The organism is Streptomyces sp. iso_384 (assembly GCF_056172905.1).
Window position 1 is genome coordinate 547834 of record NZ_JBWBTT010000001.1, and the last position, 15987, is coordinate 563820.

11 protein-coding genes and 3 rRNA genes are annotated in these 15987 nt (G+C 65.8%); 12 read left to right on the forward strand and 2 right to left on the reverse strand.

Annotated features, from left to right (window positions below; genetic code table 11):
• Window positions 1–46: 46 nt before the first annotated feature.
• The 12 genes from proC (at window position 47) to AC0VY3_RS02565 (ending at window position 13625) form a co-directional block, all read left to right on the forward strand.
• Window positions 47–856 carry a pyrroline-5-carboxylate reductase gene (gene proC / locus AC0VY3_RS02510; RefSeq protein ID WP_103511581.1) on the forward strand — a complete coding sequence of 270 codons (810 nt, stop codon included), beginning with the start codon at window positions 47–49 and terminating at the stop codon, window positions 854–856.
• A 694-nt stretch (window positions 857–1550) separates the two neighbouring features.
• Window positions 1551–3076: ribosomal RNA gene (locus AC0VY3_RS02515) — 16S ribosomal RNA — on the forward strand.
• A 302-nt stretch (window positions 3077–3378) separates the two neighbouring features.
• Window positions 3379–6503, forward strand: a 23S ribosomal RNA gene (locus AC0VY3_RS02520).
• 78 nt (window positions 6504–6581) lie between these two features.
• A 5S ribosomal RNA gene (gene rrf / locus AC0VY3_RS02525) occupies window positions 6582–6698 on the forward strand.
• Together the 16S, 23S and 5S rRNA genes form the textbook arrangement of a ribosomal RNA operon.
• A gap of 71 nt (window positions 6699–6769) precedes the next feature.
• On the forward strand, window positions 6770–7414 hold the full coding sequence (locus AC0VY3_RS02530) for an HAD family hydrolase (protein ID WP_103509246.1): 645 nt from the start codon (window positions 6770–6772) through the stop codon (window positions 7412–7414).
• A gap of 56 nt (window positions 7415–7470) precedes the next feature.
• Entirely contained in the window at window positions 7471–8676 is a 1206-nt protein-coding gene (locus AC0VY3_RS02535; protein WP_103509245.1) for an MFS transporter, read from the forward strand.
• Window positions 8645–9814: an acetoin utilization protein AcuC gene (locus AC0VY3_RS02540; protein WP_137234241.1), complete on the forward strand. Its 1170-nt coding sequence runs from the start codon at window positions 8645–8647 to the stop codon at window positions 9812–9814. Before AC0VY3_RS02535 ends, AC0VY3_RS02540 begins: the two co-directional genes overlap by 32 nt.
• Window positions 9815–9921: 107 nt before the next feature.
• Window positions 9922–10737, forward strand: a complete 816-nt coding sequence (locus AC0VY3_RS02545) for a phosphatase (RefSeq protein ID WP_103509247.1) — start codon at window positions 9922–9924, stop codon at window positions 10735–10737.
• 128 nt (window positions 10738–10865) lie between these two features.
• Window positions 10866–11078 (forward strand): helix-turn-helix domain-containing protein, encoded by a 213-nt coding sequence (locus AC0VY3_RS02550; protein ID WP_003968329.1) that lies wholly within the window; start codon window positions 10866–10868, stop codon window positions 11076–11078.
• Between the two features lie 121 nt (window positions 11079–11199).
• A complete protein-coding gene (locus AC0VY3_RS02555) occupies window positions 11200–11298 on the forward strand; it encodes a 30S ribosomal protein bS22 (protein ID WP_003948845.1) in 99 nt (32 codons plus the stop codon).
• A gap of 149 nt (window positions 11299–11447) precedes the next feature.
• Window positions 11448–12536 (forward strand): NAD-dependent epimerase/dehydratase family protein, encoded by a 1089-nt coding sequence (locus tag AC0VY3_RS02560; RefSeq protein WP_103509243.1) that lies wholly within the window; start codon window positions 11448–11450, stop codon window positions 12534–12536.
• A 15-nt stretch (window positions 12537–12551) separates the two neighbouring features.
• A complete protein-coding gene (locus tag AC0VY3_RS02565; protein WP_475548792.1) occupies window positions 12552–13625 on the forward strand; it encodes a lysophospholipid acyltransferase family protein in 1074 nt (357 codons plus the stop codon).
• Window positions 13626–13718: 93 nt separating this feature from the next.
• Here the strand turns inward: AC0VY3_RS02565 and AC0VY3_RS02570 are convergent, their stop codons facing one another.
• Both AC0VY3_RS02570 and AC0VY3_RS02575 read right to left on the reverse strand, forming a co-directional pair.
• Window positions 13719–14933, reverse strand: coding sequence for a DUF5667 domain-containing protein (locus AC0VY3_RS02570; protein ID WP_475548793.1), 1215 nt, complete (start codon window positions 14931–14933; stop codon window positions 13719–13721).
• A gap of 210 nt (window positions 14934–15143) precedes the next feature.
• Complete coding sequence (locus AC0VY3_RS02575; protein ID WP_003968333.1) at window positions 15144–15920, reverse strand: ECF subfamily RNA polymerase sigma factor, BldN family; 777 nt, start codon at window positions 15918–15920, stop codon at window positions 15144–15146.
• Window positions 15921–15987: the final 67 nt, after the last annotated feature.

Sequence of the window (15987 nt, forward strand, 5' to 3'; positions counted from 1 at the left end):
GGATGACGGGAAGAGCACAGCCCAGCACCGCCCGGAGGGTGAACGCATGACCCAGACAGTCGCAGTCCTCGGCACCGGCAAGATCGGCGAGGCCCTGCTCAGCGGGATGATCCGGGCGGGCTGGCGACCGGCCGACCTCCTGGTGACCACCCGCCGCAGCGACCGGGCCCAGGAACTGCACACGCGGTACGGGGTCGAGTCCGTCACCAACGCGGAGGCGGCCAAGAACGCCGACATCCTCATCCTCGCGGTCAAGCCGCAGGACATGGGCAAGCTCCTGGACGAACTCGCACCGCACGTCACCGCCGACCGTCTGGTCATCAGCGCCGCGGCCGGCATCACCACCGCGTTCATCGAGGACCGGCTCACCCCGGACACCCCGGTCGTGCGGGTCATGCCCAACACCCCGGTCCTCGTCGACGAGGGCATGTCCGTCATCTCGGCGGGCAGCCACGCCACCGGTACGCACCTCGCCGCCGCCGAGGAGATCTTCGGCGGCGTCGGCAAGACCCTGCGCGTACCGGAGTCCCAGCAGGACGCGGCGACCGCCCTCTCCGGCTCCGGCCCCGCCTACTTCTACTTCCTGGTCGAGGCCATGACCGACGCGGGCATCCTGCTCGGCCTGCCCCGGGCCCAGGCCCACGACCTCATCGTCCAGGCCGCGATCGGCGCCGCCGTCATGCTCCGCGACAGCGGCGAGCACCCGGTCAAGCTCCGCGAGGCCGTCACCAGCCCGGCCGGCACGACCATCAGCGCCATCCGCGAACTGGAGAACCACGGAGTACGCGCGGCCCTCATCGCCGCCCTGGAAGCGGCCCGCGACCGCAGCCGCGAACTGGCCTCCGGCAACGGCTGACCCACGGCTCCCGCCGGGGGTTGACACGCCCCCGGCAGATCCGTAGTGTGCTCCGAGTTGTCCGACGTGAGCGCCGACCCCGGTCGGTCCCCGGACAGCCATTCCGCAGTAACCACGACAGAACACGCGACCTCGTGTCGCATGCTTTTTCGTGTGCTCTCGCGAAATGAGGAATCCGCGTTCGAAGGAACGCACCCCGATTAGCGTCGGGGGGCAGGATTCCGCTAAAGTCTCACTCGTCGGAACGGCCCAACGGCCGGGAAGACAAGCCCCGCTGACTGGGAATCAGGCCCGAAAGGATCTGATAGAGTCGGACTCGCCGGAAAGGGAAAACGCGAAAGCGAAGGACCTGGAAAGCGAAAACCGCTTGACCCGCTTCGGCCGGGAATCGGACACGAAAGAGTCTGATAGAGTCGGAAACGCAAGAACGAAGGGAAGCGCCCGGAGGGCCCCGGTGAAACGGGACCGAAGGAAGCGTCCGTTCCTTGAGAACTCAACAGCGTGCCAAAAGTCAACGCCAGATATGTTGATACCCCGGCCTGCTTCGGCAGGTTGGTGGTTCCTTTGAAAGTCCTACCGGGTTCACTTCGGTGACCGGGTAGGCAATTACACAGCGAGGACGCTGTGAACAACGGGTCTTATTCCGACCGGTTGTTCCGCTCTCGTGATGTGTGCACCCGATTACGGGTAAACATTCACGGAGAGTTTGATCCTGGCTCAGGACGAACGCTGGCGGCGTGCTTAACACATGCAAGTCGAACGATGAAGCCTTTCGGGGTGGATTAGTGGCGAACGGGTGAGTAACACGTGGGCAATCTGCCCTTCACTCTGGGACAAGCCCTGGAAACGGGGTCTAATACCGGATAACACTCTGTCCCGCATGGGACGGGGTTAAAAGCTCCGGCGGTGAAGGATGAGCCCGCGGCCTATCAGCTTGTTGGTGGGGTAATGGCCTACCAAGGCGACGACGGGTAGCCGGCCTGAGAGGGCGACCGGCCACACTGGGACTGAGACACGGCCCAGACTCCTACGGGAGGCAGCAGTGGGGAATATTGCACAATGGGCGAAAGCCTGATGCAGCGACGCCGCGTGAGGGATGACGGCCTTCGGGTTGTAAACCTCTTTCAGCAGGGAAGAAGCGAAAGTGACGGTACCTGCAGAAGAAGCGCCGGCTAACTACGTGCCAGCAGCCGCGGTAATACGTAGGGCGCAAGCGTTGTCCGGAATTATTGGGCGTAAAGAGCTCGTAGGCGGCTTGTCACGTCGGATGTGAAAGCCCGGGGCTTAACCCCGGGTCTGCATTCGATACGGGCTAGCTAGAGTGTGGTAGGGGAGATCGGAATTCCTGGTGTAGCGGTGAAATGCGCAGATATCAGGAGGAACACCGGTGGCGAAGGCGGATCTCTGGGCCATTACTGACGCTGAGGAGCGAAAGCGTGGGGAGCGAACAGGATTAGATACCCTGGTAGTCCACGCCGTAAACGTTGGGAACTAGGTGTTGGCGACATTCCACGTCGTCGGTGCCGCAGCTAACGCATTAAGTTCCCCGCCTGGGGAGTACGGCCGCAAGGCTAAAACTCAAAGGAATTGACGGGGGCCCGCACAAGCAGCGGAGCATGTGGCTTAATTCGACGCAACGCGAAGAACCTTACCAAGGCTTGACATATACCGGAAAGCATCAGAGATGGTGCCCCCCTTGTGGTCGGTATACAGGTGGTGCATGGCTGTCGTCAGCTCGTGTCGTGAGATGTTGGGTTAAGTCCCGCAACGAGCGCAACCCTTGTTCTGTGTTGCCAGCATGCCCTTCGGGGTGATGGGGACTCACAGGAGACTGCCGGGGTCAACTCGGAGGAAGGTGGGGACGACGTCAAGTCATCATGCCCCTTATGTCTTGGGCTGCACACGTGCTACAATGGCCGGTACAATGAGCTGCGATGCCGCGAGGCGGAGCGAATCTCAAAAAGCCGGTCTCAGTTCGGATTGGGGTCTGCAACTCGACCCCATGAAGTCGGAGTTGCTAGTAATCGCAGATCAGCATTGCTGCGGTGAATACGTTCCCGGGCCTTGTACACACCGCCCGTCACGTCACGAAAGTCGGTAACACCCGAAGCCGGTGGCCCAACCCCTTGTGGGAGGGAGCTGTCGAAGGTGGGACTGGCGATTGGGACGAAGTCGTAACAAGGTAGCCGTACCGGAAGGTGCGGCTGGATCACCTCCTTTCTAAGGAGCACTTCTTACCAGGCTTCGGTTTGGTCAGAGGCCAGTACACCGGCGAATGTTCGGTGCTGGTTGCTCATGGGTGGAACGTTGACTATTCGGCACGACAGGTTGATTACTGCTAGTACTGCTTCGGCGTGGAACGTGGTGAGAGATCGGTTGTGTCGGGCACGTTGTTGGGTGTCTGAGGGTGCGGCCGGAATGGCTGTCCTTCTGATCCGGCCCCAGTGAACTCGCCTGTGAAGGGTGGGGTGATGGGTGGCTGGTCGTTGTTTGAGAACTGCACAGTGGACGCGAGCATCTGTGGCCAAGTTTTTAAGGGCGCACGGTGGATGCCTTGGCACCAGGAACCGATGAAGGACGTGGGAGGCCACGATAGTCCCCGGGGAGCTGTCAACCAAGCTTTGATCCGGGGGTTTCCGAATGGGGAAACCCGGCAGTCGTCATGGGCTGTCACCCGCTGCTGAACACATAGGCAGTGTGGAGGGAACGAGGGGAAGTGAAACATCTCAGTACCCTCAGGAAGAGAAAACAACCGTGATTCCGGGAGTAGTGGCGAGCGAAACTGGATGAGGCCAAACCGTATGCGTGTGATACCCGGCAGGGGTTGCGCATTCGGGGTTGTGGGATCTCTCTTTCATAGTCTGCCGGCTGTGAGACGAGTCAGAAACCGTTGATGTAGGCGAAGGACATGCGAAAGGTCCGGCGTAGAGGGTAAGACCCCCGTAGCTGAAACATCAACGGCTCGTTTGAGAGACACCCAAGTAGCACGGGGCCCGAGAAATCCCGTGTGAATCTGGCGGGACCACCCGCTAAGCCTAAATATTCCCTGGTGACCGATAGCGGATAGTACCGTGAGGGAATGGTGAAAAGTACCGCGGGAGCGGAGTGAAATAGTACCTGAAACCGTGTGCCTACAAGCCGTGGGAGCGTCGCTGGCAGTACTTGTGCTGTCAGTCGTGACTGCGTGCCTTTTGAAGAATGAGCCTGCGAGTTAGCGGTGTGTAGCGAGGTTAACCCGTGTGGGGAAGCCGTAGCGAAAGCGAGTCCGAATAGGGCGTTTGAGTTGCACGCTCTAGACCCGAAGCGGAGTGATCTAGCCATGGGCAGGTTGAAGCGGAGGTAAGACTTCGTGGAGGACCGAACCCACCAGGGTTGAAAACCTGGGGGATGACCTGTGGTTAGGGGTGAAAGGCCAATCAAACTCCGTGATAGCTGGTTCTCCCCGAAATGCATTTAGGTGCAGCGTCGTGTGTTTCTTGCCGGAGGTAGAGCACTGGATAGGCGATGGGCCCTACCGGGTTACTGACCTTAGCCAAACTCCGAATGCCGGTAAGTGAGAGCGCGGCAGTGAGACTGTGGGGGATAAGCTCCATGGTCGAGAGGGAAACAGCCCAGAGCATCGACTAAGGCCCCTAAGCGTACGCTAAGTGGGAAAGGATGTGGAGTCGCAGAGACAACCAGGAGGTTGGCTTAGAAGCAGCCACCCTTGAAAGAGTGCGTAATAGCTCACTGGTCAAGTGATTCCGCGCCGACAATGTAGCGGGGCTCAAGCGTACCGCCGAAGTCGTGTCATTCACACATATAGGGCCAACGCCTGTGTGGATGGGTAGGGGAGCGTCGTGTGCCGGGTGAAGCAGCCGCGGAAGCGAGTTGTGGACGGTTCACGAGTGAGAATGCAGGCATGAGTAGCGATACACACGTGAGAAACGTGTGCGCCGATTGACTAAGGGTTCCTGGGTCAAGCTGATCTGCCCAGGGTAAGTCGGGACCTAAGGCGAGGCCGACAGGCGTAGTCGATGGACAACCGGTTGATATTCCGGTACCCGCTTTGAAACGCCCAGTACTGAATCAGGCGATGCTAAGTCCGTGAAGCCGGCCCGATCTCTTCGGAGTTGAGGGTAGTGGTGGAGCCGATGAACCAGACTTGTAGTAGGTAAGCGATGGGGTGACGCAGGAAGGTAGTCCAGCCCGGGCGGTGGTTGTCCCGGGGTAAGGGTGTAGCCCGTGTGGTAGGTAAATCCGTCACACGTTAAGGGTGAGACCTGATGCCGAGCCGATTGTGGTGAAGTGGATGATCCTATGCTGTCGAGAAAAGCCTCTAGCGAGTTTCATGGCGGCCCGTACCCTAAACCGACTCAGGTGGTCAGGTAGAGAATACCGAGGCGTTCGGGTGAACTATGGTTAAGGAACTCGGCAAAATGCCCCCGTAACTTCGGGAGAAGGGGGGCCATCACTGGTGATCCGATTTACTCGGTGAGCTGGGGGTGGCCGCAGAGACCAGCGAGAAGCGACTGTTTACTAAAAACACAGGTCCGTGCGAAGCCGTAAGGCGATGTATACGGACTGACGCCTGCCCGGTGCTGGAACGTTAAGGGGACCGGTTAGCTGACTTTCGGGTCGGCGAAGCTGAGAACTTAAGCGCCAGTAAACGGCGGTGGTAACTATAACCATCCTAAGGTAGCGAAATTCCTTGTCGGGTAAGTTCCGACCTGCACGAATGGCGTAACGACTTCTCGACTGTCTCAACCATAGGCCCGGTGAAATTGCACTACGAGTAAAGATGCTCGTTTCGCGCAGCAGGACGGAAAGACCCCGGGACCTTTACTATAGTTTGATATTGGTGTTCGGTTCGGCTTGTGTAGGATAGGTGGGAGACTTTGAAGCGGCCACGCCAGTGGTTGTGGAGTCGTCGTTGAAATACCACTCTGGTCGTGCTGGATGTCTAACCTGGGTCCGTGATCCGGATCAGGGACAGTGTCTGATGGGTAGTTTAACTGGGGCGGTTGCCTCCTAAAGAGTAACGGAGGCGCCCAAAGGTTCCCTCAGCCTGGTTGGTAATCAGGTGTTGAGTGTAAGTGCACAAGGGAGCTTGACTGTGAGACCGACGGGTCGAGCAGGGACGAAAGTCGGGACTAGTGATCCGGCAGTGGCTTGTGGAAGCGCTGTCGCTCAACGGATAAAAGGTACCCCGGGGATAACAGGCTGATCTTCCCCAAGAGTCCATATCGACGGGATGGTTTGGCACCTCGATGTCGGCTCGTCGCATCCTGGGGCTGGAGTCGGTCCCAAGGGTTGGGCTGTTCGCCCATTAAAGCGGTACGCGAGCTGGGTTTAGAACGTCGTGAGACAGTTCGGTCCCTATCCGCTGTGCGCGTAGGAATATTGAGAAGGGCTGTCCCTAGTACGAGAGGACCGGGACGGACGAACCTCTGGTGTGCCAGTTGTCCTGCCAAGGGCATGGCTGGTTGGCTACGTTCGGAAAGGATAACCGCTGAAAGCATCTAAGCGGGAAGCCTGCTTCGAGATGAGTATTCCCACCCTCTTGAAGGGTTAAGGCTCCCAGTAGACGACTGGGTTGATAGGCCAGATGTGGAAGCCCGGTAACGGGTGGAGCTGACTGGTACTAATAGGCCGAGGGCTTGTCCTCAGTTGCTCGCGTCCACTGTGTTAGTTCTGAAATAATGAACAGCCGTGTAAACATCCGGTGTTCAAATTTTCATAGTGTTTCGGTGGTCATTGCGTTAGGGAAACGCCCGGTTACATTCCGAACCCGGAAGCTAAGCCTTTCAGCGCCGATGGTACTGCAGGGGGGACCCTGTGGGAGAGTAGGACGCCGCCGAACAATTTTTCCGGGAAAGCCCCGTGCCTTGTGGCACGGGGCTTTTCTGCGTTCTGAACGTCTAGGGTCGAACCATGCGCTACGAACTGGTCATCTTCGACAACGATGGTGTGCTCGTCGACAGTGAGCCGCTCGCCAACACCGTCCTCTCCGGCTACCTGACCGAACTCGGTCACCCCACCACGTACGACGAGTCGCTCCGCGACTACATGGGGTCCGCCGTGCACCGTGTGCACGATCTCGTCGAGGAGAGGACCGGGCAGAAGCTGCCCGAGGACTTCGACTCCACGCTCAACGCCCGTACGTTCGCCGCTTTCCAGCAGGAGCTGGTGGCGGTGGACGGGGCCGAGGAACTGCTCGGGAAGCTCGTCGCGGACGGGGTGGACTACTGCGTCGCCTCCTCCGGGAGCCACGAGCGCATCCGGGTCGGGCACCGCAAGACGGGGATCGACCAGTGGTTCGAGGAAGAGTGGATCTTCAGCTCGGAGGATGTCGGGCGGGGCAAGCCGGCGCCGGATCTGTTTCTGTACGCCGCCGAGCGGATGGGCGTCGCGCCGGAGCGGTGCGTCGTCATCGAGGACAGTCCGCTCGGGGTCGAGGCGGCGCGGGCGGCGGGGATGGACGTGTACGGGTTCACGTCGATGATGCCCGCCGACCGGCTCACCGGAGTGACCGGGCACTTCTCGGACATGGCGCAGCTTCCCGAGCTGCTGGCCTGAAACTGCTCGGCTGATCCGTCTACCCACGGGTAGCGCCTGGCTCTACGCTCGCGGCCATGACAGAAGCGGGCTTGCGGCACGGCAGGGCCTCCCTGGGGTTGAGCTTCGGCGTCCAAGGGGTGGCCTTCGCCCTTCTGGTGACGCGTATCCCCGCCATTCAGGACCAGTACGGGATATCCGACGGGCTGCTGCCCGTCTTCCTCGCCGCTGTCCCGATCCTGGCGGGGGCCGGCAGTGTGGCCACCGAGAAGCTGGTCGCGCGGGTGCGGCCAGGCGTCGTCCTGCGGTGGGCCCAGCCCCTCGTCCTGCTCGCCCTGCTCGGGGTGGGCGCCGGGCGGGAGGTGTGGCACGTCGCCGTCGCGCTCGGCGTCTTCGGGCTGGCCGTCGGGGCGCTGGACGCCTCCATGAACATGTTGGGCGTCAGCCTCCAACGGGCGTACGGGCGCAGCATCATGCTCGGGTTCCACGCGGCGTACAGCCTCGGCGGGATCGCGGGGGCGTCGCTGGCGTGGGTCGGGGCGCGGTGGGACCTCTCGTTGTTCGTGTCCTATCTGCCCGTCGTGGTGGTGCTGTTGCCGGCCGCGCTGGCCGGGAGCCGGTGGTACACGGAGGGGAAGGGGCCGGAGGAGGAAGCGCGCTCCGGTGGTGGAGGTGCGGGCGGGGGACTGTCGTTCAAGCTGTTGTTGCCGTTGTGTCTCGTCATGACCTTCGCGTACATCGGGGACTCGACCGTCTCCAACTGGAGTGCCAAGTACCTCCAGGACGTGCTGGGCAGCTCCGAGCAGCTCGCGACCGTTCCGTACAACGTCTACATGGTGACGACCCTGCTGGGCCGGGCCGTGGGGGACCTCGGGGTGCGGCGGTTCGGGGCGGTCGCTGTGGTGCGGGGCGGAAGTCTGCTGGCGGCCGGCGGGTTCGCGGTGGTGGCGCTGGCGCCGGGGGCCTGGGTGGGGATGCTCGGGTTCACGATGCTCGGGTTCGGGCTGTGCGTGATCGTGCCGCAGACCTTCGCGGCGGCCGGGCGGATGTTCCCGGAGAACAGCGATGCTGCCGTGGCCCGGCTGAATATCTTCAACTATGTGGGGTTCCTGATCGGTTCGCCGCTCGTGGGCGCTCTGGGCGATGCGTGGAGCTATCGGGGAGCCATGCTCGTACCGATGGGTCTGGTGCTGGTGACGCTCGTGTATGCCCGCGCGTTCGCGCCGAACCCCGCCCGATACGGTGGCGGGCATGAGCGGGCGCGCACAGCTGATGTGGGATGACGCAGTTACGGGATACGACTTCGGGGACACCCACCCCATGGATCCGGTCCGGCTGGACCTGACGATGGGGCTCGTGCGGGCGTTCGGGCTCGACGGGGCGGTGGATCTGCGGTCGGCGAAGTCCGCCGGGGACTCCACCCTGCGGCTCGTGCACCGCGAGGACTATGTGGCGGCGGTGCGGGCCGCCTCGCTGAATCCGCGGGCCGCCGACCAGAACTACGGGCTCGGGACCGTGGACGATCCGGCGTTCGCCGGGATGCACGAGGCGTCCGCGCTGATCGCCGGGCTGTCGGTGGGCGCCGCCGAGGCCGTGTGGCGGGGCGAGAGCGAGCACGCGGTGAACTTCACCGGGGGGCTGCATCACGCCATGCCCGGTTCGGCCGCCGGGTTCTGCGTCTACAACGATCCGGCGCTCGCCATCGCCCGGCTGCTGGAGCTGGGCGCGGAGCGGGTCGCGTACGTCGATGTGGACGTGCACCACGGCGACGGGGTGCAGGCCGCGTTCTGGGAGGACCCGCGCGTACTGACGATCTCGCTGCACGAGCATCCGCGGACGCTGTTCCCGCAGACCGGGTGGCCGGAGGAGACCGGGGCCGGGGCGGGCGAGGGTTCCGCGGTGAACGTGGCGCTGCCCGCCGGGACCGGGGACGAGGGGTGGCTGCGGGCGTTCCACGCCGTGGTGCCCGAGCTGCTGGCCGACTTCCGGCCCCAGGTGCTCGTCACCCAGCACGGGGCCGACACCCACTTCGAGGACCCGCTCGCCCATCTCGCGGTGTCGCTGGACGCCCAGCGGGCGGTCATGGAGTCCTGTCACCGGCTGGCGCACGACCATGCCGACGGGCGCTGGGTGGCGCTCGGCGGCGGCGGATACGCGGTGGTGGACGTGGTGCCCCGGTCGTGGACGCATCTCGTCGGGATCGCGGCGCACGCGCCCGTCGATCCGGAGTCGGTGGTGCCGCCGTCCTGGCGGGATCTCGTCTACGCCCGTACGCGGCAGTTGGGGCCGGGCAGGATGACCGACGGGCGTACGCCGTCCTGGAAGGCGTGGGAGGACGGCTACGATCCGGCCGACCGGCTGGACCAGGCGGTGCTGGCGTCCCGGAGGGCGGCGTTCCCGCTGCGGGGGCTGCTGACCTGAGAGGTGCGGCCGGGCGTACGCGGGCATTGTGCCGTGCGTTACGCCAACGGTGGGGCGTACCGGGAATCCGGTCCGCCGTGGCTCCGCGATACGGCAGCATCCCAGGGGTGTTGAGCACCGGGGCGTTACGCGCCCATCTGCTGGCGGCCCGGCTGGCCGGGCCCGTGGCCACGCCGCGCGAGAACAGTCTGCGCAGCTACCGGCTGTTCGCCGCCCGGGATCCGCGGGTGATGCTGGGGCTCGCGCCCGAGCGGGCCTGGGGTGAGGGCGAGCTGCTGCGGCTGATGGCGGACCGGTGCGGGGTCTCGGCGGATCCCGCGCATGTGAGCGGGCCCGACGCGATCGACCCGGACCGGACGGTGGCCGCGCTGGACGCGTTCGCCGAGCGGTTGGCGCTGGTGGCCGAGCGGCGGGCTCCGGTGCTGCTGGGGACCGGTCATCCGCACCGGCTGCTCGGTTTCTACGCCGGGCTGGCAGACGCTCTGTCGGCGGCGGGCTGTCCTGTTCTCACCCCTGCGCAGGGGAGATGTGTCGACATAACGACCCGGTTTGGCGTACGTACGTACAACCTCGACTACGTACGGGGTGTTGCCCTGGTGCGCGAACCAGGGGGGCGGCCCACGGGGGGCGAGACCGGCGCGCACACGCATTCGCCGCTTCCGGTGCGGCTCGCGCTCCAGGACGCGGCGGAGCGGCTCGGGGTGCTGCCGGAGCTGGTGATCGGGGATCACGGCTGGGTCTGCGGTGCAGGTCAGCTGGGGATCGAGGCGATCGGGCCGGCGGACACGGACGATCCGGCGCTGTTCGTGGGGGAGGCGGAGGGCCGGGTGTCCGTCGTGGTTCCGGTCGACGACGGCGTACGGGCCCCGTTTTACCGGCCGTTGACGCGCTATGTGCTCAATCGGGCCCGTCTGTCACAGTAGGCCGTCGACCGCCCCTCCTCTTCCCCACTCGCACCACCCGCCCCTAATCTGGTGAGTGAGCGCACAACGACGAAGAGTCACCGGAGGGGAAGCCGGTGCGCGTCCGGTGCGGAAGGTACAGGTGGGTCATGGCTGCTGGCAGCGAGAGGCCTCTCAACGAGGTCAAGTTTCTGACTGTGGCGGAAGTCGCCTCGGTCATGCGAGTGTCGAAGATGACCGTGTACCGCTTGGTGCACAGTGGTCATCTGCCGGCGATCCGGGTGGGCAGGTCCTTCCGGGTGCCGGAGCAAGCGGTTCACGCGTATCTCCGCGAGTCCTTCGTGGGGGTGGAATCAGCCTGAGGTCAGCCGGAGGTTGCCTGCGGATTACGTCCCTCGGACGGTGGCGGGTAGGCTAGGCCGACGTAGGTCGTGTGGGCCCAGACGCCCCGCACCAGTGAAGATGAAGTAAGCGAGGGTAGTCGTGGGCTCTGTTATCAAGAAGCGGCGCAAGCGGATGGCCAAGAAGAAGCACCGCAAGCTGCTCAAGCGCACGCGCGTTCAGCGTCGCAACAAGAAGTAAGCGAACGCAGTTCGTGAGATCCGCAGCCCTTCCGCCCTACCGGCGGGAGGGCTGCGGTGCGTTTCGGGGCCTGGGGTCATCACAGGGCGGCGTCCACCCGCTACGGTGACGGCCAGGGAAGTTACCGCGGGAAGCAGGGGAGCCGGGTCTTGGGAAAGGTCGTGCTCGTCACCGGAGTGGCCCGGCAGCTGGGAGGCCGCTTCGTCCGGCGCGTGCAGCGCGAGCCCGGGGTGGACCGGGTGATCGCCGTCGACGCGGTCGCGCCCGCGCATCAGCTGGGCGACGCGGAGTTCGTCCGCGCCGACATCCGGCAGTCGGCCATAGCGCGGATCCTGGCCGAGTACGCCGTCGACACGGTGGTTCATCTGGACGTCTCCGGCAAGGCGCTCGGCGCCGGCGGCCGGACGGCGATCAAGGAGACCAACGTCATCGGCACCATGCAGCTGCTCGGCGCCTGCCAGAAGTCGCCGACGGTGCGACGGCTCGTGGTGAAGTCCAGTACGAGCGTGTACGGGTCGGCGCCCCGCGACCCCGCCGTGTTCACCGAGACCACCCCGCCCAAGTCGCTGCCCAGCGGCGGCTTCGCGAAGGACGCGGTGGAGGTCGAGGGGTACGTACGGGGCTTCGCCCGCCGCCGGCCGGACGTGGCGGTGTGCGTGCTGCGGTTCGCCAACATCCTGGGGCCGCACCCGGACTCGCCGCTCGCCGACTATCTGTCGCTGCCCGTCCTGCCGACCGTCTTCGGCTACGACCCGCGGCTCCAGTTCGTGCACGAGGACGATGTGATCGACGTCCTGGGGATCGCGGCGAACGAGCCCCGGCGCGGGACGCTGAACAGCGGCACGTTCAACATCGCCGGTGACGGGGTGCTGCTGCTGTCGCAGTGCTCGCGGCGGCTGGGCAGGCCGACCGTGCCGGTGCTGCTGCCCGCCGTCACCTGGGTCGGCTCGGCGCTCCGTACGATCGGCATGACCGACTTCTCGCCGGAACAGATCCGGCTGCTCACCCATGGCAGGGTGGTCTCGACCGTGCAGATGCGCGAGACCCTCGGTTTCCGGCCGAAGTTCACCACGGCGGAGACGTTCGCGGAGTTCGCGCGGAGCCGGGGGCCGGGGCTGCTGCCGCCGGCGACGGTGGGCGGGGTGGTGGACCGGCTGGCGGCGCTGCCGCTTCCGGGAGGCGCCGGGCCGCGGGAGCGCGGGTCCGGTGCGGTACAGACGACTCATGGCGCCAGGTAGAGGAGCGCACCGACGATGGCGGACGCCAAGGTCATTCCGTTCGACGACGACCGTTCGCGGTCCGGTGGCACATCGCGTCCGGCGCGGCGCCGGACCGGGGCGGGCGGCCCCGGCGGCGGTCGAGGTGACGGCTCGGCGGCTCCGCTGAGCGCCCTGCCGGGGGCGCAGGTGCCCGAGCCGCCCGTGGAGGCGGAGCAGGTGCCGCAGGAGCCCCGCGGCGATGCGGTGGACGTGGAGGGTTCCGCGGGCGGCGGCTGGGAGCGGCGGATCGCGGGCGGGCTCGCGTTCCTGCGGCGGCGGGTCACCGGTGACTACGACGTCGACGAGTTCGGGTACGACAAGGAGCTCACCGACCAGGTCCTGATGTCGGCGCTGCGCCCGCTGGCCGACAAGTATTTCCGGGTCGAGGTGAAGGGCATCGAGAACATCCCGTCGGACGGCGGGGCGCTCATCGTGGCCAACCACTCCGGGACGCTGCCGCTGGACGGACTGATGCTCCAGGTCGCGGTGCACGACAACCATCCGGCCGAGCGGCATCTGCGGCTGCTCGCCGCCGATCTGGTCTTCCATCTCCCGGTCGTCAACGAACTGGCGCGCAAGGCCGGTCACACGCTGGCCTGCGCGGAGGACGCGCAGCGGCTGCTGGAGACGGGTGAGATCGTCGGCGTGATGCCGGAGGGCTTCAAGGGCATCGGCAAGCCGTTCGGCGAGCGCTACAAGCTTCAGCGCTTCGGCCGTGGCGGATTCGTGTCGACGGCGCTGCGCGCGGGTGCGCCGATCGTGCCGTGCTCGATCGTGGGCGCGGAGGAGATCTACCCGATGATCGGCAACGCGAAGACGCTGGCCCGGCTGCTGGGCTTCCCGTACTTCCCGATCACGCCGACGTTCCCGTGGCTGGGGCCGCTGGGCGCGCTGCCGCTGCCGACGAAGTGGACGATCCAGTTCGGTGAGCCGATTCCGACGGACGGATATCCGCCGGAGGCGGCGGAGGACCCGATGCTGATGTTCAACCTGACGGACCAGGTGCGCGAGCAGATCCAGCACACGCTGTACAAGCTGCTGGTGCAGCGGCGGTCGGTCTTCTTCTGACCTGCCCGGTTGACCTGCCCGTTCTGATCAGTTGCACAGGGGAGGGGCCGGTACGCGATGGCGTACCGGCCCCTCCCTCTGTGGGCTCGGGAGCTACGGCCTGAGGTTCTCGCCGTCGATGCCGAGGCCCGGGAGGAGCCCGGGGAGGAGCGGGGGCAGGGTGACGTCCGGGGCGGCCGGCGCGCTGGGCTTGCTCTCGGGGGAGGGCTTGGTGAGGCCGTCCGTCGGGAGGTCGTCCAGCAGACCGTCCGTGCCGCCGCCGAGCAGCCCGTCGTCCGGGGTGGTGTCGGCGGAGCCCGGAGAGCCGGAGGGCTTGGGGGTGGTGCTGTTGCCGTCGGTGCGGTCTCCGGGCTGCTCGGGGGCGGCCGGGGATGCGGGGGCGTCGGTCCGGGGCGAACCGGTGTCCGGGGTGGTGGTGTCGGCGCGTCCGGTGTTCTTGTCCTCGCCCGGGGGGCGGGGCAGGAGCGACTGGAGCGGTGCGACTTCTTCCTCCATGGCGTCGAAGACCGAGCTGACCTCGTCGCGGACGTCGGTGAGCTGGACGGGCAGCCGGTCGCGGAGGCTGCTCCAGGTGTCGCGGTGCGAGCGGGAGAAGGTGTCCAGGGTCTGGATGGGGCCGATCGCTCCGTCGCGCTGATAGGCGGCGCGGAGCAGGCGGTGGCCCTCGGACGCGTCGTGGGACATGCCGTTGAGCGCGCGTCTGACGGCGCCGAGGGATTCGTGGTCGAGTGCGCCGGAGCGGCCGCGCTCCATGAGTCTGCGGGCCTCGCTGAGCCGGGTGGAGGCCTGGTCGAGATAGACCTCGCCGCGGTCGGCGTCGCCCTTGGCCATGCCGAGGCTGATGTCCTCCATCCCGCGCTTCAGCCCGTACAGCGAATCACCGGGGAGGGCGTCGGAGCTGGCGGCGGCCACTCCGCCGAAGGCTCCCGCGGCCACGCCGACGGTGAGCCCGCCGGCGGTGAGACCCTTCGCCCAGCGGGAGCGGGGGCGCAATTTCCGCAGTGGTGAGGCCCGGTGGGCCCCCTTGCCCCGTTGCACGGGCACCGTAGGGCCCGTGGACGCGCCGCCCTCGGCGAACATGGCCTCCATGGCCGCGACGAGCTGTGCTCGCTGCACCACTTTGACCTCGGGGTCCAACTGCGGCTTCGGTAGCTCACCGAGGCCGTTCGCCAGGGCCAACAGCGGTCCGCGGTCGGCCTGGTCGGCCGGCTCCGCGGGCTGTACGGCCGCCGCACCCTGGGGGGTCTGCTCCTCCAGGGCCTGGGCGAAGGCGTTCGCCCGCCGGTGTGCCGAAACGTTTGCGATCACTGGCGGCACCTCCTCTCGTCATGACGGTCGACTCCCCTGGCGGTCCGGAAGTTGCACACCTTGAGCGTTTCCACTCGATGGAGTGAGCGGAGACGGACAGGGGGTGACGGCAGGGGGCCTGCAACCGGCACAACGAGGCGCGCGGCACTTGGGTTACGCACGAAAGATGATCGGACCAGTGCGTGACGGGACGGTCACGCAGCGGTTCGGTCAGCGGGCGTCGTCCGGCAGGAGCCGGGCGAGCGTCCGTACGGCTCGGTACTGGAGGGTCTTGATCGCGCCCTCGTTCTTGCCCATCACCCGGGCGGTCTCGGCGACCGAGAGGCCTTGGAGGAACCGCAGGGTGACGCACTCCTGTTGCTGGGGGTTGAGCCGCCGCACGGCCTGGAGCAGGGCCGCGTTGGAGAGGGACTCCAGGACGGAGTCCTCGGGGCTGCGCGCCACCTCGTTGGCGTCGAGCATTTCGCCGGTGGTCACTTCCAGTCGGAAACGACTGGATTTGAAGTGGTCGGCGACCAGATTGCGAGCGATGGTGACCAGCCAGGCGCCGAAATCGCGGCCCTGCCAGGTGAACGTGGAGATACGGCGCAGCGCGCGGAGGAAGGTCTCACTGGTGAGGTCCTCCGCGGTCGCCTTGCCGCCCACGCGGTAGTAGATGTACCGGTACACGGTGTCGCTGTACTGGTCGTACAGGCGGCCGAAGGCGTCCGCCTCACCGGCCTGTGCGCGCTCGACGAGATCCATCATGCGCGCGCTGTCGCTGTCGGCGGTGGGACGGCGGACGGTCGAGGTGGTCGAGGCGGCGCGGGTGCCGCGTCTTCCGACCGCCGCACTGCGTTCGGCCAGGGCGTAACAAGGGCCGGCAGGTGCAGGGGTGGCAAAAGCGGGGACGGCGTACGCGGTGGGGACGAAGCCGCGCAAGCGGTCAATGACCGATGCACGCAGCGTAGCCAGGCCCGAGGCGTCAACCCCGACGTGTGGGTACACGGGACTCCCAGAGGCAGAGCTTCCATCACGAGCAGTTCGAAAAACATCACCCGTGGTAGCGAGTGAC

Coding starts and splice junctions, on each gene's coding strand:
- proC (WP_103511581.1), top strand. CDS start 47: ATGACCCAGACAGTCGCAGTCCTCGGCACCGGCAAGATCGGCGAGGCC.
- AC0VY3_RS02535 (WP_103509245.1), top strand. CDS start 7,471: ATGACAGAAGCGGGCTTGCGGCACGGCAGGGCCTCCCTGGGGTTGAGC.
- AC0VY3_RS02540 (WP_137234241.1), top strand. CDS start 8,645: ATGAGCGGGCGCGCACAGCTGATGTGGGATGACGCAGTTACGGGATAC.
- AC0VY3_RS02530 (WP_103509246.1), top strand. CDS start 6,770: ATGCGCTACGAACTGGTCATCTTCGACAACGATGGTGTGCTCGTCGAC.
- AC0VY3_RS02565 (WP_475548792.1), top strand. CDS start 12,552: ATGGCGGACGCCAAGGTCATTCCGTTCGACGACGACCGTTCGCGGTCC.
- AC0VY3_RS02550 (WP_003968329.1), top strand. CDS start 10,866: ATGGCTGCTGGCAGCGAGAGGCCTCTCAACGAGGTCAAGTTTCTGACT.